The organism is Altererythrobacter sp. H2, from assembly GCF_035319885.1.
GTDB lineage: Bacteria > Pseudomonadota > Alphaproteobacteria > Sphingomonadales > Sphingomonadaceae > 34-65-8.
This window is the reverse complement of sequence record NZ_CP141285.1, coordinates 2,320,057-2,336,859: the sequence shown is the minus strand read 5'-3', so window position 1 is coordinate 2,336,859 and position 16,803 is coordinate 2,320,057. Positions and strand designations below refer to the sequence as shown.

At 67.0% G+C, this 16,803-nt stretch carries 11 protein-coding genes; 9 read left to right on the top strand and 2 right to left on the bottom strand.

All coding sequences use genetic code 11. The features are described 5' to 3' along the window. The first annotated feature begins 39 nt into the window (after positions 1-39). The 7 genes from U4960_RS11580 to trxA are packed head-to-tail and all read left to right on the top strand — an operon-like array spanning position 40 to position 11,336. Positions 40-2,370, top strand: a complete 2,331-nt coding sequence (locus U4960_RS11580; protein ID WP_324260789.1) for a PAS domain-containing sensor histidine kinase — start codon at positions 40-42, stop codon at positions 2,368-2,370. Then, the gene (tsaE, locus tag U4960_RS11575) at positions 2,367-2,804 is read left to right on the top strand and encodes a tRNA (adenosine(37)-N6)-threonylcarbamoyltransferase complex ATPase subunit type 1 TsaE (protein ID WP_324260788.1); all 438 of its coding nucleotides are present in this window, start codon (positions 2,367-2,369) and stop codon (positions 2,802-2,804) included. Before U4960_RS11580 ends, tsaE begins: the two co-directional genes overlap by 4 nt. Then, positions 2,801-3,790 (top strand): aminoglycoside phosphotransferase family protein, encoded by a 990-nt coding sequence (locus tag U4960_RS11570; protein ID WP_324260787.1) that lies wholly within the window; start codon positions 2,801-2,803, stop codon positions 3,788-3,790. The genes tsaE and U4960_RS11570 overlap by 4 nt, the downstream gene beginning before the upstream one ends. After that, positions 3,787-4,503 carry a nucleotidyltransferase family protein gene (locus U4960_RS11565; protein WP_324260786.1) on the top strand — a complete coding sequence of 239 codons (717 nt, stop codon included), beginning with the start codon at positions 3,787-3,789 and terminating at the stop codon, positions 4,501-4,503. The genes U4960_RS11570 and U4960_RS11565 overlap by 4 nt, the downstream gene beginning before the upstream one ends. Further along, positions 4,496-7,468: a PD-(D/E)XK nuclease family protein gene (locus U4960_RS11560; protein ID WP_324260785.1), complete on the top strand. Its 2,973-nt coding sequence runs from the start codon at positions 4,496-4,498 to the stop codon at positions 7,466-7,468. Before U4960_RS11565 ends, U4960_RS11560 begins: the two co-directional genes overlap by 8 nt. After that, positions 7,465-10,968 (top strand): double-strand break repair helicase AddA, encoded by a 3,504-nt coding sequence (addA, locus tag U4960_RS11555; RefSeq protein WP_324260784.1) that lies wholly within the window; start codon positions 7,465-7,467, stop codon positions 10,966-10,968. The genes U4960_RS11560 and addA overlap by 4 nt, the downstream gene beginning before the upstream one ends. A 47-nt stretch (positions 10,969-11,015) precedes the next feature. Further along, positions 11,016-11,336, top strand: a complete 321-nt coding sequence (trxA, locus tag U4960_RS11550) for a thioredoxin (protein WP_324260783.1) — start codon at positions 11,016-11,018, stop codon at positions 11,334-11,336. Here trxA and U4960_RS11545 read toward each other — a convergent pair. Then, positions 11,333-12,136 (bottom strand): inositol monophosphatase family protein, encoded by an 804-nt coding sequence (locus tag U4960_RS11545; protein WP_324260782.1) that lies wholly within the window; start codon positions 12,134-12,136, stop codon positions 11,333-11,335. The two genes, trxA and U4960_RS11545, sit on opposite strands and share 4 nt — an antisense overlap. Further along, positions 12,133-13,359 carry a bifunctional glutamate N-acetyltransferase/amino-acid acetyltransferase ArgJ gene (argJ, locus tag U4960_RS11540; RefSeq protein ID WP_324260781.1) on the bottom strand — a complete coding sequence of 409 codons (1,227 nt, stop codon included), beginning with the start codon at positions 13,357-13,359 and terminating at the stop codon, positions 12,133-12,135. Before argJ ends, U4960_RS11545 begins: the two co-directional genes overlap by 4 nt. A 140-nt stretch (positions 13,360-13,499) precedes the next feature. Here argJ and U4960_RS11535 point away from each other — a divergent pair, with 140 nt between their 5' ends. Next, positions 13,500-13,772, top strand: coding sequence for a hypothetical protein (locus U4960_RS11535; RefSeq protein ID WP_324260780.1), 273 nt, complete (start codon positions 13,500-13,502; stop codon positions 13,770-13,772). Between the two features lie 94 nt (positions 13,773-13,866). Next, on the top strand, positions 13,867-16,620 hold the full coding sequence (gene secA, locus U4960_RS11530; RefSeq protein WP_324260779.1) for a preprotein translocase subunit SecA: 2,754 nt from the start codon (positions 13,867-13,869) through the stop codon (positions 16,618-16,620). Positions 16,621-16,803: the final 183 nt, after the last annotated feature.

The following is a 16,803-nucleotide window of genomic DNA, read 5'->3' as shown; positions in this document are numbered from 1 at the left end:
CCGTTGCAACCGCGGCAAGTACCGCATAGCTGACAGCGAATGGATCTTTCCCCCACCGCACTGACCCTGATCGGGGTCCTGCTCGCCGCCTGGACCGTGGCGGCGGCCTGGGCGGTGCTGTGGTCGGTCGGCAAGGCGCGGCGGGCCGAGAGTGGCCGGCGGGCCGCGCGCCAGATGGCGCGGATGATCGAGGAAGCACCGGCCATTCCCATGCTGGTGCGTGTTGACGGCCGGATCGAGGTGTCGGACCGTCTGGCGAGCTGGCTCGACCTCGACAAGCCGCCCAAGTTCCTGTCCGAACTCTCGGCCGGGCCGGGCAAGGGTTTGACCGAAACCCAGCTGCGCGAGCTGGAGCTTCTGGTCCGCACCACTCAGAAAACCGCCGCCCCTTTCCGGATGGTGGCGACACAGCCGGGGGCACAGCGCAGCATGGCGTTTCGCGGGGCGCTGGCCGATCCGCAGGTATCACCGGGCGGCGCGGCATTGGTCTGGATCTTCGATTTCAGCGACAGCGAAGCGGAAATTGCCCGTCTGCGGGCCGAGGCGCACCGTGCGCGGAATGATTTCGCCGCGCTGGTCGGCCTGATCGAGGCGGCGCCGATGCCGATGTGGTTTCGCGGCGAGGATGGCGCGCTGCGGCTGGTCAACCAGGCCTATGTCGACGCCGTGGGGGCAGACAGCGCAGAAGCGGTCGTCGATGGCCGGATTGAACTGGTTGAACCGGTTGACGGCCTGTCCGCCGCACAAGTCGCCAGCCAGGCCGCCACGCAGAAAATGCCGATCGAGCGGATTGTCGCCGCGACGATCGGCGGGGAACGGCGGGCCTTGCGGGTCAGCGACCTGCCGCTGGGCAGCGAAGGCGTGGCCGGTTACGCGGTCGACATCGAGGAAATGGAAGAGCTGGGCCGCGAGTTTCGCGCTTTCCGCGAAGCGCAGCGGCAGATGCTGGACCAGCTTTCTGTCGGGGTTGCCCAGTTCGACAGCAAGCGCCAGCTGGTGTTCGCCAACCAGCCGTTCGGGCGGATCTTCGCCCTCCCTCCCGGTGCGGTCGGCATCAAGCTGGAATTCGAGCGCGTCCTCAGCGGCGCGCGCGAGGCCGGGCGAACACCGGAAGTGCGCGATTTTCCGGCCTGGCGGGCGGAGCACGCGGGCTGGTTCACCAGTGGCGGGACGCGGGAAGAGGCCTGGCCCCTGTCCGATGGCACCCATCTGAGGATCGTCGCCCAGCCAATGCCCGACGGGGGGATGGTGCTGATCGCCGAGGACCGGACCGAACAGCTGGCGCTGGCATCGACCCGCGACACGCTGCTGCGCACCCGCACGGCCACCTTCGACAGCCTGTTCGAAGCGCTGGCGGTGTTTGCGCCCGATGGGAAGCTCCAGCTCTGGAACCGCAGTTTCGCCGGCACCTGGGGGCTGGAGCCTGAGCTGCTCGACGCGCACCCGTCTGCCGAGGCCCTGCTCGCGGCCATTGCGCCCAATCTCCATCGGCCGGGGCAGTCCAGCCTGATCGGCGAAACGATCCGCGCGGCCACGCTTGACCGGCGGCAGCGGGCTGGCCGGATTGCGCTGGCGGACGGGCGCACGCTCGAATACGCGGGTGTGCCGCTGCCCGATGGCAACGGGCTTCTGACCGTGCTGGATGTGACGGCCAACGAACAGGCCGAATCCGCCCTGCGCGAACGCAATCAGGCGCTCGAACAGGCTGATCAGGTCAAGACCAGTTTCCTCGCCAACATGAGCTACGAGTTCCGCACGCCGCTGACCTCCATCGGCGGTTTTGCCGAACTGCTTCACAGCGGGGTGGCGGGCGAACTCAGCGACCAGGCGCATGACTATGTGGCGGCCATTCTCGAATCGGTTGAACGCCTGACCGCACAGGTCGAAAACGTGCTGGACCTGTCGCAGAGCGAAGCAGGGTTGATGCCGCTCAACAAGGAACGGCTGGAGCTGTTCGGATTTGCGGCGCAACTGGTGCGTGAACGCGAGAAGGCGATTCTCGATGCCGGGCTCAGCCTTGACCTGCGTGGCAGCAAGGCCAGCGGCACGGTCCAGGCAGACCCGCGCCAGCTGGGCAAGGCGGTCGGCCTGATCCTCGATAACGCGATTGCGGCCACACCGGCGGGTGGCAAGGTGCTGATCGACCTTGCCCGGGTGCAGGGCGCCGCGCGGATCGTCGTGTCCGACAATGGCCGGGGCATGAGCAAGGAGGAACTGGCCAGGTCGCTGCGGCCGGGCGCCGATCCCGGCGAGCGGCGCCAGGGGCTGGGCATTCCGCTCGCGCGGCAGCTGGTGGAGGCGCACGGCGGGCGGATGGAAATCCTTTCCCGGCAGGGCGAGGGCACCACGGTGACGATCACTCTGCCGTGACCATCGATCTGCCTGACCTTGCAGCGATGGACGCTCTGGGTGCGCGGATAGCGGCGCAGCTCCGGCCGGGCGACGTCGTCGCCCTTACCGGCGGGCTGGGTGCAGGCAAGACGACGCTGGCCCGGGCGATCATCGCGGCGCTCGGCCATCGGGGCGAGGTCCCGTCGCCGACCTTTACCCTGATCGAAACCTACGACTCGCTTGATCCGCCTGTGATCCACGCCGATTTCTATCGCCTCGGCCGCCCGGAAGATGCGCATGAGCTTGGGCTGGATGATTATCGCGATGGGGCCGCGCTGATCGCTGAATGGCCAGACCACGCCGGCGGCTTCGCGCACGAGCCGGGATGCCTGTCGATCGAGCTGCAAACTGTGGGTGCAGGGCGGATTGCGATTGCTCGCCCGGGGGCCGATTGGCTAACCCGCTGGCCATGAACAATCTGCCTGACGGCCTCTTCGCATTTTTGGAACACGCCGGCTGGGCCGGAGCGGTCATTGACCCCATCCCGGGGGATGCCTCTTTCCGGCGCTATTTCCGTGTGGCTGACGGGGGGCGGCGGGCCATGCTGATGCACGCTCCGCCACCGCATGAGGATCCGCAGCCTTTCCTCGATGTGGCGCGCTGGCTGGCACAGCACGGCCATCGCGCCCCTGCCATCCACGCTGCCGAGCCGGCGGAAGGCTGGGTTCTGACTGAAGATTTCGGCAATGACCGGATGCGTGACTGGCTCGATGCGAATCCGGCTGGCGAGGAACAGGCCTATGCCCAGGCAATCGATGCCCTGGTGCAGCTTCACCAGTCCCCGCCGGGGCCGTTCGCGCCTTACGATATGTCGGTTTACCACCGCGAAGCCGATCTGCTGACCGAGTGGTATTGCCCGGCCCGGGAGATCGCGGCAGACGCGGCGGCCTATCGCACTGCCTGGGGCAAGGCGCTCGCTCCGTTGCTGGACCGTCAGCAGCCCGGTGTGACCGTGCTGCGCGATTACCATGCCGAAAACATCATGCTGCTGTCCCCGGCTGCCGACGGGAGCGGGGAGCAGGGCCTGATTGACTTCCAGGACGCGCTGGTGGGCCACCCGGCCTATGATCTCGTGTCGCTGCTGCAGGACGCCCGGCGCGATGTTGCCCCCGAACTGGAGCGGCGGATGCTGGACCGTTACCGCGCCTCGACCGGGGCGGACGACCAGTTCGAGGCCGACTATGCCCTCCTCGGGGCGCAGCGCAACGCCAAGATTGTGGGCATTTTCACCCGGCTGGCCCGGCGCGACGGGAAGCCGCGCTATCTTTCGCTGATCCCGCGTGTCTGGCAGGCGCTGGAGCGTGACCTCGCCCATCCGGCGCTCGGCCCGGTAGCGGACTGGTTTTCGGCCAATATCCCGGACGAGGTGCGTGCCGCACACGGAGGCGGAGTCCGGTGACCGGGCTTGCGTCCGACACGGCCATGGTCATGGCCGCCGGGCTGGGCAAGCGGATGCGCCCGCTGACCGCCACTCAGCCCAAACCGATGGTCCGGGTCGGCGGCAAGCCGCTGATCGACCATGCGCTTGACCGGCTGGCCGATGCCGGGGTTGGCAGGGCGGTGGTCAATGTCCACTATCTGGCCGATGCACTCGAGGCCCACCTCGGGTCTCGGGCCAGCCCGGCAGTGATCGTCTCCGACGAGAGGTCCGAATTGCTCGAAACCGGCGGCGGGATGGTCAAGGCCCTGCCGCATCTGCCTGACCCGTTCTTCTGCCTCAACGCCGACAATATCTGGCTCGACGGCCCGCGCAGCGCCTTTCACGATCTGTCCACGCGCTGGAGCCCGGCCGAGATGGACGCCCTGCTGCTGGTGGTCCCCCATGCCCGGGCGCTCAATTTCCGGGGCGAGGGCGATTTCACCATGGACCCGGTTGGCCGGCTTGCCCGCCGCCGCCCGGGGCGGATAGCACCTTTCATCTACACCGGCATCCAGCTGGTATCGCACCGTCTGCTGCGCGATGCGCCGGCCGGCAGGTTCTCCACCAATCTGCTGTGGGATCGCGCCGCTGCCGAAGGGCGGCTGTTCGGGGCCAGCTTTACCGGGTTGTGGTTCGAGGTCGGCACGCCGCAGGCGATCGGCCCGACCGAAGAGGCGCTGCGGAGTGCCTGAGCGGCCCGCTTCCCGGCCGGGCCCGCGCGTCTATTCGATTGCTGCCCATCGTGGCTTTGCCGATGCGCTGGTGGCCGGGCTGGTGCCGCGTTACGCCGATCCCGAGACGGGCCTTGCCCGGCTGACCCTGCTGCTGCCGAGCAGCCGCGCCATGCGGACCGTGCAGGAAGCCTTCATCCGTCACTTCGGAGAGCAGGGACGCGGGGGGCTCCTCATGCCGCGCATGGCCGCGGTCGGCGATCTTGATCTCGACGAGACGCTCGGCAGCCTGCTCGATCCACTGGGCGCGGCAGATATCCCGCCTGCCTGCGATCCGACTTACCGCTGGCTGAGAATTGCCGAGATTTTGCGCGCGCATATGGGTGACAAGGCACCCGGCGGAAGCGCCCTGCTGCGGCTGGCGGCAGATCTGGCCCGGACGATGGACCGGCTGCTGGCGGAAGAGATCGCGCCGGAAGACCTGCTTGCTGACCGGGTGCTCGACCTGTTCGAGAAGGACCTTTCGGAGCACTGGCAGAAGAACCTGCACACGTTCGCCACCGTGCAGCAGCTCTGGCTGGCCGAACTGGCTCAGCGCGCGCAAGTCGATGCGGCGCAGCGGCGCAACCTGCTGTTCCGCCGGGCCGCTGCGCGCTGGCAGGATGTGCCGCCCGCCAGCCCGATCGTGGCCGCCGGGGTAACCAGCGCAGCCCCGGCCCTGGCCCGGCTCCTGCGGGTTGTCGCCGACCTGCCGCTGGGCTCTGTCGTCCTGCCTGACCTCGACCTCTCGCTCGATGGCACGGTGTGGGACGAGCTGGGCGTGGCGGGCGCGCCGGAGGAACCTGGCCAGCCGCCGTTCGGACGCGGTGATGCGGTGACCCATCCGCAGTACCATCTCAAGCTCCTGCTCAACCGCATGGGCGTGGCGCGCGAGGAAGTGCAACCGTGGCACCGGCGCGGTCTGTCGGCGGCCGACCCTGATCGCAGCCATGCCCTCTCGAGCCTGTTCCTGCCGCCCGAGGCCAGCAAGAGCTGGGTCGGCCTGCCGCCCGATCGCCGCCGTCTCGCCGGGGTGCGGCTGGTCGAGGCGGCCAATCCCGAGAGCGAGGCTCAGGCAATCGCGCTGCTGGTGCGCGAGGCGCTGGAAGTGCCTGAGCGGCGCGTGGCCGTGGTCACGCCTGACCGCGCGCTGGCCCGCCGGGTCGCCAGCCATTTGCGCCGCTGGAACGTGGTGGCAGACGATTCCGCAGGTCGCCCCCTGTCGTTGACGGCGGCCGGTCGTCTGCTGCTGTTGCTTGCCGAAACGGCAGGGGATGATGCAGCCCCCGTGCCGCTGGTGGGGCTGCTGAGCCATCCGCTGGTGCGGATTGGTGAAGGCCGGGGTGACTGGCTCGGTTCAGTCCGGGCTTTCGAGCTGGTCCTGCGCGGCCCCCGAAGTGAGCCGGGCCTCGCCGCTCTGGGTGACTCCGCAGACGAGGCGAAGGTCCGGGAATGGTGGGGCGGGGTTGAGCCCCTGCTGGCGCCAATCTGCGCCGCGCAGGAAGCATCCCTGGCGCAGTGGCTTGACTGGCTTGCCGAAGCCGGCGAGGCCCTGTGCGGCGAGGCCCTGTGGGCACGCGAGGATGGCCGCGCACTGGCCCGCTTCGTTGAGGACCTGCGCGAGCAGGCGCGCGAAGTTGGCACGGTCGTCGAACGGGGCGATCTCCATGCCGTGTTGCGCGATGCGATGGAGCAGGTCGCCGTCCGCCCGCCCTATGGCGGCCACCCGCGCGTCGCCATCTACGGCTTGCTGGAGGCGCGGATGGCTCGTGCCGACCTCGCCATCTGTGCTGGCCTGAACGAGGCCGTCTGGCCAGCCCGCCCGGCGACTGACCCGCTGGTCGCGCCGTCGGTCCTGCGTGCGCTCGGGGTGCCGGGGGCGGATTTCCGGATCGGCCTGTCCGCACATGACCTTGCCGCCATGCTTGGCGCGCCTGAAGTCGTCCTGACCCGCGCCCAGCGCGACGAGAGCGGGCCGACAATCCCTTCACGCTTCCTGCTGCGCGTGCGCGCGCTGCTGGGGGAAGACCTGCTGGAGCGGCATCTTGATCCGGCGCCGGTCGAATGGGCCAAGGCCATCGACTGGGCCCAACCGGCGGAGCGGTACCCGCGGCCCGAGCCGCGCCCTTCGCCGGAACAGCGCAAGGTCGATGTGAGCGTGACCGCGCTCGACCGGCTGCGTTCCGATCCTTACCAGTTCTATGCCTCGGCCATCCTGCGGCTCAAGGAACTGGAGCCGCTTGATGCCGAGCCGACCCCGGCCTGGCAGGGCCAGCTGGCCCACGCGATTCTCGAAAAGTGGCACGACGGAAAGGGTTCGCTCGCCGACATTGCGGCAGCTGAGCTCGAAGCCATGAACGCGCACCCGCTCACCCGGGCGTTATGGCGCCCGCGGCTGCTGAAGGCGCTCGAATGGGTTGAGGGGGAGATCGCCCGGGATGGATCACGCGCGCCGTTCAGGTGGGAGCAGTGGGGCCATATGCACTTGCGCGGCGTGCGCGTGTTCGGCCGGATCGACCGGCTTGACCGGTGCGCGGACGGCAGCTTCGTGGTGATCGACTACAAGACCGGAAAACCTCCCAGCCGCAAGCAGGTGGAGGAAGGTTTTGCCCTCCAGCTCGGGACACTCGGCCTGATCGTCGAGGCGGGCGGGTTCAAGGACGTGACCGGCCAGACGACCGGGTACGAATACTGGTCGCTGGGCAAGAGCGACAAGAGCGAAACCGGTTTCGGATATCGCGATACGCCGCTGCTGGTCGGCGCGAATCGCACGGGCATTCCAGCCGCAGACTTCCTGCCTCAGGCGCAGCGATATCTCGACGAGGCGCTCGACCAATGGATCCTCGGCGACCAGCCGTTCACCGCCCGCCTGAACCCCGATGCAAAGGGTTATGCCACGTATGACCAGCTGATGCGGCTGGATGAATGGATGGGGCGCGAGGAATGAGCGGCGCAGGCAAGACAGGGCGGGTGTTCCCGCTTCAGGGCAACCAGCTGCCGGCGGTCAACCCGCTGGATAACGTCTGGCTGTCCGCCTCGGCTGGCACAGGCAAGACGCAGGTTCTGTCCGCCCGCGTGCTGCGGTTGCTGCTGCGCGAGGATGTCGCTCCCGAACAGATACTGTGCCTGACCTTCACCAAGGCCGGTGCTGCGGAAATGGCGGTGCGGGTGAGCGAGGTGCTGGCCAACTGGGTGCGGATGCCAGACCCGCAGCTCGGGGCCGATCTGGTGGCGCTGGGGGCCGACAACGGCCCTGCGACGCGCGAGCGGGCGCGCAGCCTGTTCGCCCGCGTGCTGGACTGCCCCGGCGGCGGGCTGCGGATCGATACGATCCACGCTTTTTCGCAGTGGTTGCTGGCCGCATTTCCGGAGGAAGCCGGGCTGGTCCCGGGCACGCGCCCGATGGAGGACCGCGACCGCGACCTGCTGGCGCACGAGGTGCTTGCCGCGCTGCTGGCCGACTGGGAGGCGCACGGCGAGCGTGACCTGACCGATGCGATCGAGATGCTGAGCGTGCGCCTTGGCCCGGACGGCACGCGCAAGTGGCTGATGCGGTGCGCTGAAGCGCGGGACCTGTGGCACGGCCCGGCCGGATGGCAGGACAGCGACATCGCGGCGCGGGTGCGCAGTGCCCTTGGGCTGGCAGCGGATGCGAGCGCGGCCAGTTTCGCCGGTGGCTGTGCCGATGGCCAGGCGGGGGTCAATCTCCTCCGCCAGGTCATGTGGGCCTATGACCAATGGGGCGCGGCGAGCGGGCAGAAATTCGCCGGACGGATTGGCGACTGGCTCATGAGTTCGCCAGACGTTCGCTTCGCCAGCGCGGGTACACTCAGGGGCGCGATCTTCAACGACGAAGGCAAGCTCAAGTACCAGTCGAACCTCGAGAAGAAGGTCGAAGGCGCCGCTGCGCTGGCGGCGGATGCGCTCGGCTGGCTTGATGCTGTCGCCGCACAGGCTTCCCTGCTCGCCCTTGTCGATTACCTTGTTCCCGCACTCACCGCCGGGCGCCGCTTCGCGCTGGCGTGGGAAGAAGCCAAATCGCGTGAGGGGCTGATCGATTTCGACGACCAGATTCGCCGCGCCGCCAGCCTGCTCGCTTCGCCTGACCTGGGCCCGTGGATCCGCTTCAAGCTGGACCGCCAGTTCGACCACATCCTGATCGACGAAGCGCAGGATACGAACGCCGCGCAATGGTCGATCATCAGAGCCCTGACCGACGACTTTTTCAGCGGGGAAGGGCAGCGCGAAGGCCGGCAGCGCACCATTTTCGTGGTGGGGGATTACAAGCAGGCCATCTTCGGGTTCCAGGGTACGAGCCCTGACAACTTCGAGAAAGCGCGCGAGGAGTTTGACCTGGTGATCGGCGCGGCTGCGCGCAACGCCGGGGCGATGAGGCCGCCGGTCGAGCGCAAGGGGCTCCAGGCACTTGGCCTCGGTCGGTCCTACCGCACGTCGCAGCCGGTGCTGGATTTCGTCGATGCCGCGATCGCCGCAATCGGTGGGCCGAACTTCGGACTGCGGCAGGGCGCGGAAACGCATACCGGCTTCGACCGGCCGGGCCAGGTGGTGGTCTGGCCCGCCTTGCGCGCACAGGCCGATGATGAGGAAGGGGACGAAAGCGAAGCCGAAGGGCCGGACTGGTTTTCCGAACCCGAACGGCGCATGGCAGACCGGATCGCGGATCAGGTCCGGCACTGGCTCGACCACGGGTTTCCCCTCGTCAAGGACGCAGGCAATCCCCGCAATGCCGGGCCGGGCGATATCATGGTGCTGGTGCGCAAGCGGCGGGAACTCGCTGGGCTGATCGTGGCCCGGCTCTATGCAGCGGGAGTTCCGGTGGCGGGGGTTGACCGGCTGCGGCTCGGCGCGCCGCTGGCGGTGAAAGACCTGATGGCGGCACTGCGCTTCGCCGCCCAGCCGCTCGACGACCTGAGCCTGGCGAACCTGCTTGTCTCGCCCCTGCTGGGCTGGACGCAGGAACAACTGCTGGAGCATGGATGGCGGCCCAAGGGCGAGGCCCTGTGGGACCATCTCCGCCGTTCCGATCATCCTGATGCGATGGCGGTGGCCGATCAGTTGCGCGATCTGCTGCGGCGCGCGGATACAGAGCCGCCGCAGGCCTTGCTCTACTGGCTTCTGGTTGGCCCGTGGGGCGGGCGGCGCAAGCTGGTTGCCCGCCTCGGGACCGAAGCCAACGATCCGATCGACGAACTGCTCAACGCGGCCAATGCCTATGCTGCCAGCCACACTGCCAGCCTTGCCGGTTTCATCCGCTGGTTCGACAGCGGCGAGGGCGAGCTGAAGCGCGAGGCGGGGGCGAGCAAAGGGCTGGTCCGGGTCATGACCGCGCACGGATCGAAGGGGCTGCAGGCGCCGATCGTGATCCTGGCCGATGCAACCGGCGACCCGGACCGGTCGCCGACCCGCGGGCTTGCCTTGCCGGATGCGCATTCGGGTCAGGCGGAAATCCCGCTGCCCCCCTTGCGCAAGGACCAGAAGGTCGGCCCGGTGGCCGAAGTAGAGGAGGGCGCGAAGCGGGCCGAACGCGAAGAACACTGGCGCCTGCTCTACGTCGCCATGACCCGCGCCGAAGAGGCGCTGTTCATCGGCGGTGCGCTGAGCAAGCGCGAGAAGGAACCCGCAAAAGACAGCTGGTATGCCCGGCTGGCCGCACTGCCCGGCGGCGAGGCACTGGAGGACCCGGTGTGGGGCAATGTGATCCGTCACGGCCTGCCCCCGTCGCCGGTTCCGTCGGGAACTTCCGGTGAACCGTCGGCCCGGCCTTCGCTGCCCGAATGGGCTTATCGGCCGGTTGGCAAGGAGCCGCGTCCGCCGCGCCCGCTTGCTCCCTCGTCGGTCGGGGAGGATCGCGGAGCGGAACCGCCGATGCCAAGCGCCTCTCTGGCTGAAGCCGCGCGCCGCGGTGCGCTGATTCACCGGCTGCTGGAACGGCTGCCAGATGTTCCGCCTGCGCGCCGGTCAGAAGAGGCCCGCGCATGGCTCGCCCGCACCGCAGCGGATCTCGAACCGGCGGCATGTGACGAATTGCTTCACGCGGCATTGCTGGTGATTGCCGATCCCGGCTTTGCCGACCTGTTCGGCCCCGATGCCCTGGCCGAAGTGCCGCTGGCAGCGACCGTTGGCGGGCAGGTCATCGCCGGGGTGGCTGACCGGCTGCTGGTCACACCGGACTGCGTCACCGTGGTCGATTTCAAGACCGCGCGCCGCCCGCCCGCATCACTTGAGCAGGTGCCTGACAACACACGAAGGCAGATGGCTGCCTATGCGGCAGTGCTGGAGCAGATCTACCCGGGTCGCACCATACGCGCCGCCTTGCTCTACACCCAGACGCCGCAGCTGATCGAGATTCCGGCGGTGGTGCTGGATGAACACAAGGCCGCGTTGTCCACAGCGCAGCAAAGGTTTGATCCGTTGCTGCTTGAGTAAGCGGCGCCAGTTCCTACTTTGGCGACCAACCTGACAGGAGATTTGCGATGGCTACCGTTACCGTCACCGACGCCAGCTTCCCCACCGATGTGCTGGGCAGCGACAAGCCCGTGCTGGTCGATTTCTGGGCCGAATGGTGCGGCCCGTGCAAGATGATTGCCCCCGCGCTGGAAGAAATCAGCGAGGAGCTGGCCGGGCAGGTCACCATCGCCAAGATGGACATCATGGAAAACACCGATACCCCGGCCAAGCTGGGCGTGCAGGGCATCCCCTACCTGGTGCTCTACAAGAACGGCGAGAAAGCCGCCGAACTGACCGGCGCCCGCCCCAAGAGCCAGCTCAAGGCCTGGCTCGAGAGCGTGCTTTAAGCCAGGGCCGCCATGCGCACGGCCAGTTCCTCCCACAGGGCGGGGCTGGCCGCGCCGATCAGGCCGCGGCGATCCCATTCATCGGCCCGGTAGGCTGAGCCATCGGGTCGCGCTGCCTTGCCGCCCGCCTCGTTCAGCCAGAGCACGCCAGCGGCGTGATCCCACGCCAGGGTGCGCTCGAAGATCGACACGTCGTTCACGCCCAGGCCAAGGCGGGGATACTGTTCGGCTGCGCAGTAGGGAATGTCGACCAGCGAATAGTGGGGCGCGACCTGCGCCTTGACTGCCTCGCGGTGAGCAGGATCCATGTAGATCAGCGAGATTGCGGCGACGGGGGTCGCAAGCCCGGTAGGCCGGGCGGCTACCCGTTCGCCGTCAAGCCAGGCCCCTTGGCCTGCATGGGCGGCGCAGAACCGGCCCGTCAGGCAGTCATAGACCCAGCCGGACGTGCAGATCCCGCCGGAAGCACGGGCAAGGATGATCCCGAAGGGCGGCTTGCCGGCTGCGAAATTGCGGGTCCCGTCGAGCGGGTCGATAATCCAGCAATCGCGGCCGAGCGCATCCTGCACCGCCGGATCGGCATGAGTGGCTTCTTCGCCGACAATGGCCAGGCCCGGATCAAGGGCCGCCAGTGCTTCGCTCAGGATCGCCTCGGCCTCGTGATCGGCGACCGTGACGACGTCACCGGGCCCTTTGGCAACAACCTCACCACTGGCGAGAGACTGGTAGCGCGGCAGGATAACCTGTTCGCTGACCCGCTGCATCAGGGCGTGAATGGCACCGTCCAGCGTGGCACTCATGAACGGTAGTCCGCGTTGATGGCGATGTAGCCGTGGGTCAGGTCACAGGTCCAGACAGTCGCCAGACCTTCCCCCAGGCCCAGATCGACATCGATGCGAATATCCCGCCCCTTGAGATGCGCCGCCACCGGTGCTTCGTCATAGCCCGCCAGCGGCTGCCCGTCACGCGCGCACCAGACACCGCCGAATCCGATTGAAAGCCTGTCGCGGTCAGCCGGTTCGCCCGCCTTGCCCACTGCCATGACCACGCGGCCCCAGTTGGCGTCTTCGCCCGCGATGGCGGTCTTCACCAGCGGCGAGTTGGCGATGGCAAGGCCGACCCGCCGGGCACTGTCATCTGACACGGCACCGCGCACGGCGATTTCAATGAACTTCTGCGCGCCTTCACCATCGCGCACCACCAGGTGGGCCAGCTGGCGGCAGATGTCTTCCAGCGCGGCCGCAAAAGCATCGGCCCCGGCATCCTCGAACGAGGCGAGGGGAGCGTTGCCTGCCGCGCCGGTGGCAAAGGCCATCACGGTGTCGCTGGTCGAGGTGTCGCCATCCACCGTAATGCAGGAGAAGGTCCGGCCGTTGGCGCGCTCCAGCAGATGTTGCAGGAATGCCGGCTCCACTGCCGCGTCAGTGAAGACATAGCCCAGCATGGTCGCCATGTCCGGCGCGATCATCCCGCTGCCCTTGATGATCCCGCACAGCTCCACCCTTTTGCCGGCAATCATGGCCGATGTGTGGGCGCCCTTGGTGAAGGTGTCGGTGGTCCCGATAGCACTGGCGGCGGCTTCCCATCCGCAAGGCTCTGCCGCGAGAGCAGCCTCGATCCCTGCGCGCGCCTTATCTTGCGGCAGCGGCACCCCGATTACCCCGGTGGAGGAAACGAACACCTGTTCTGCCGGGCAGCCGAGATGGTCCGAAACCTGCGCCATGATGGCCTCCACTGCCTCGCGTCCGCGATAGCCGGTGAAGGCATTGGAATTGCCCGCGTTGACGACCAGTGCGCGGGCCTGGCCTTGCGCCACATGGGCCCGGCCCAGTTCGACCTCGCTGGAAGCGCAGGCGCTTCGGGTGAATACCCCGGCCACGGCCGTGCCGGGGGCCAGCTCAGCAAGAGTCAGGTCGCACCGGTCCCACGCCTTGTAGCGTGCGCGGGCAACGCGCAGCGTTACGCCTTCGACGGGCGGCATGGCAGGAAAGGTCTGGGCGAGCGGGCTTCTGGCGATGTCCATGATCGCGCGCATAGGTGCTGGAGAGCCCGCCCGCAATTCCCTGCTGCAAGGGGCGTTAATCGATGACGAGCGACACCGCATTGTGACTTGACGCCATTCACGGTGGACGAAGCGGCCTTTCGCGCCTATCTGCCAATGGTATGTTCCGCCGCCTCCTAGCCTGCCTTGCGCTGTTGACCGGGCTTGCCGCCATCGGCACCCCGGCGAATGCGGCCTTTGCCGAGACGCTGTCCGCACAGGTTGGCGTCAGCAAAGCGGCATCCGGTACGCCATCGGCGGAACGGCGCGAATGTTCGCCCCAGCGCGGCACCAACCCCGCAAAGCGGGACGTTGCGCCGCAGTGCAAGCACCGCCGCGCGATCGTCATCACCATCCCGACAGTCCAGTACGGCCCTGATCGCGCGCTCGAATAGAGCCGCCAGCCATACCCGGTTTCTGTCACGCCACCTCGCGCCATGAGCGCAGGGGTGGCTATTCCCCTATCCGCCCGCAAGGGAAATCCATTCCATGATTCAGTCACTCGTCAAATCGATCTTCGGCTCGTCCAACGATCGCTACGTCAAATCGCTCGGCAAGATCGTCAACCATATCAATGCACTGGAGCCGCAAATCCAGGCCTTGAGCGACACCGAACTGCAGGCGCAGACCGCCAAGTTTCGCGCCCAGCTGGCTGACGGCAAGAAGCTCGACGATATCCTGCCTGAAGCCTTCGCCACGGTTCGTGAAGCCTCCATGCGGGTGCTCGGGATGCGGCACTTCGACGTCCAGATGGTTGGCGGGATCGTGTTGCACCGGGGCGAAATCTCCGAAATGCGGACCGGTGAGGGCAAGACCCTGGTGGCCACGCTGGCGACCTATCTCAATGCCATCGAGGGCAAGGGCGTCCACGTTGTTACGGTCAACGATTACCTGGCCCGCCGCGATGCCGACTGGATGGGGCAGATCTATCGCTGGCTCGGCCTGACCGTGGGCGTGATCGTGCCCAATATCGGCGAATTCGAACGGCGCGAGGCTTATGCGGCCGACATCACCTACGGCACCAACAACGAGTTCGGCTTCGACTACCTGCGCGACAACATGAAGCATGATCGCGGGCAGATGGTGCAGCGCCCCTTCAACTTTGCGATTGTCGACGAAGTCGACTCCATCCTGATCGATGAAGCGCGGACCCCGCTGATCATCTCCGGCCCGACCGAGGACAAGAGCGAACTCTACACCCAGCTTGACGCCATCGTTAAGCAGGTGCCGGCGGACTGGTACGAGAAGGACGAAAAGAGCCGCCACGTCAGCTTCACCGAAGACGGCAACGAGAAGATCGAGGACATGCTCCGCGAAGCCGGGCTGCTCGCGACCGACAACCTCTATGACGTCGAGAACACCCAGGTTGTCCATCACCTTGACCAGGCGCTCAAGGCGAACATCATGTTCAAGCGCGACACGGACTATATCGTCAAGGATGACAAGGTCGTCATCATCGACGAGTTCACCGGGCGCATGATGGATGGTCGCCGCTGGTCGAACGGCCTGCACCAGGCGGTCGAGGCCAAAGAAGGGGTGAAGATCGAGCCGGAAAACCAGACGCTCGCCTCGATCACCTTCCAGAACTATTTCCGCATGTACCCCAAGCTGTCCGGCATGACCGGCACCGCCGCCACCGAGGCACGCGAGTTCTGGGACATCTACAAGATGAACGTGGTCGAGATCCCGACCAATGTCCCGGTCAAGCGGATCGACGAGCAGGACGAGTTCTACAAGAACACGCAGGACAAGTTCCAGGCGATTGCCAAGGCGATTGCCGAGAAGAGCAAGATCGGCCAGCCGGTCCTCGTCGGCACGGTCTCAATCGAGAAATCGGAACTGCTGTCGAAATTCCTCGACGAGGAGGGCGTGAAGCACGCGGTGCTCAATGCCCGCTTCCACGAACAGGAAGCGCACATCGTGGCGCAGGCGGGGCGCATGGGCGCGGTCACGATCGCCACCAACATGGCCGGGCGCGGGACCGACATCCAGCTTGGCGGCAACGTCGAATTCCGCATCAATGACGAACTGTCCGACATGCCCGAAGGGCCGGAACGCGACGCAGCGATCGAGCGGATCAAGGCGGAAGTCGCGGCCGAGCGCGAGCAGGTCAAGCAGGCCGGCGGGCTGTTCGTGCTGGGCACCGAGCGGCACGAAAGCCGCCGCATCGATAACCAGCTGCGCGGCCGCTCCGGCCGTCAGGGCGATCCGGGGCTCAGCCGGTTCTACCTCTGCCTCGAGGATGACCTGCTGCGCATCTTCGGGCCGGACACGCTGTTTTCGCGGATGATGAACTCCAACCTCGAAGATGGCGAGGCGATCGGCTCCAAGTGGCTCAGCAAGGCGATCGAAACCGCCCAGAAGAAGGTCGAGGCGCGCAACTACGATATCCGCAAGCAGGTCGTCGAATACGATGACGTGATGAACGACCAGCGCAAGGTCATCTACGAGCAGCGCGCCGAGATCATGGACAGCGAATCAGTGGGCGAAGTTGTGGCCGATATGCGCCATGACACCGTCAACGCGATCGTCGCTGCCTCCTGTCCGGCCGGGTCCTACCCCGAGCAGTGGGACATCGAAGGCCTCAAGACCAAAGTCGAGGAAGTGCTCGGCATCACCCCGCCGATTGACGCCTGGCTGCAGGAAGACGCGGTTGAGCCCGACCTGTTCGAGGAACGGATCCGCGCCGAGACCGATGCCATCATGGAGCGCAAGTTCGCCGGTGCCGACACCGAGATCTGGCGCCGGGTGGAAAAGTCGATCCTGCTGGAGCGGCTGGATCATCACTGGAAGGAACACCTCGCCACGCTCGATGCGCTGCGCCAGGTCGTATTCCTGCGGGCCTATGCCCAGAAGCAGCCGATCAACGAGTACAAGCAGGAAGCGTTCGGGCTGTTCGAACGGATGCTGGAAACCCTGCGCGAGGATGTGACGGGCATTCTGGTCAAGAGCGAGCTGCGGATCACCCCGCCTGCGGCACCGGCTTTGCCCGAACTGCCCGATTTCCTGACCGGCCATATCGACCCGCTGACGGGGCTCGACAACTCGGGCGACGGTGACGGTTCGGAAAGCCAGCCAGCACTGTTCGGCTCGCTTGCAGGCAGCCCGCGCGCGGCGTTTTCGCCCGGCGGAGCGGCGACGGCAGCGGACAATCCCTATGCGGGAATGGAGATCAGCCGCAACGCCCCATGCCCGTGCGGTTCGGGCAGCAAGTACAAGCACTGCCACGGCGCCGCTGCCTGAACGGCCCCCCGGAAACGGAAAACCCCGCGCGAGGCCAGAGCCTTGCGCGGGGTTTTTCATGTCCGGTGCTAGAAAGTGGCTCCCCGAGTTGGATTGCAACTCTTGTGTTTGGGTGATTCTCGGCATTTTGGAAGTCCCTGAATCCTAGGGGCTTAGGGGGGGAGTTTGTATTTGGGCGCGCAT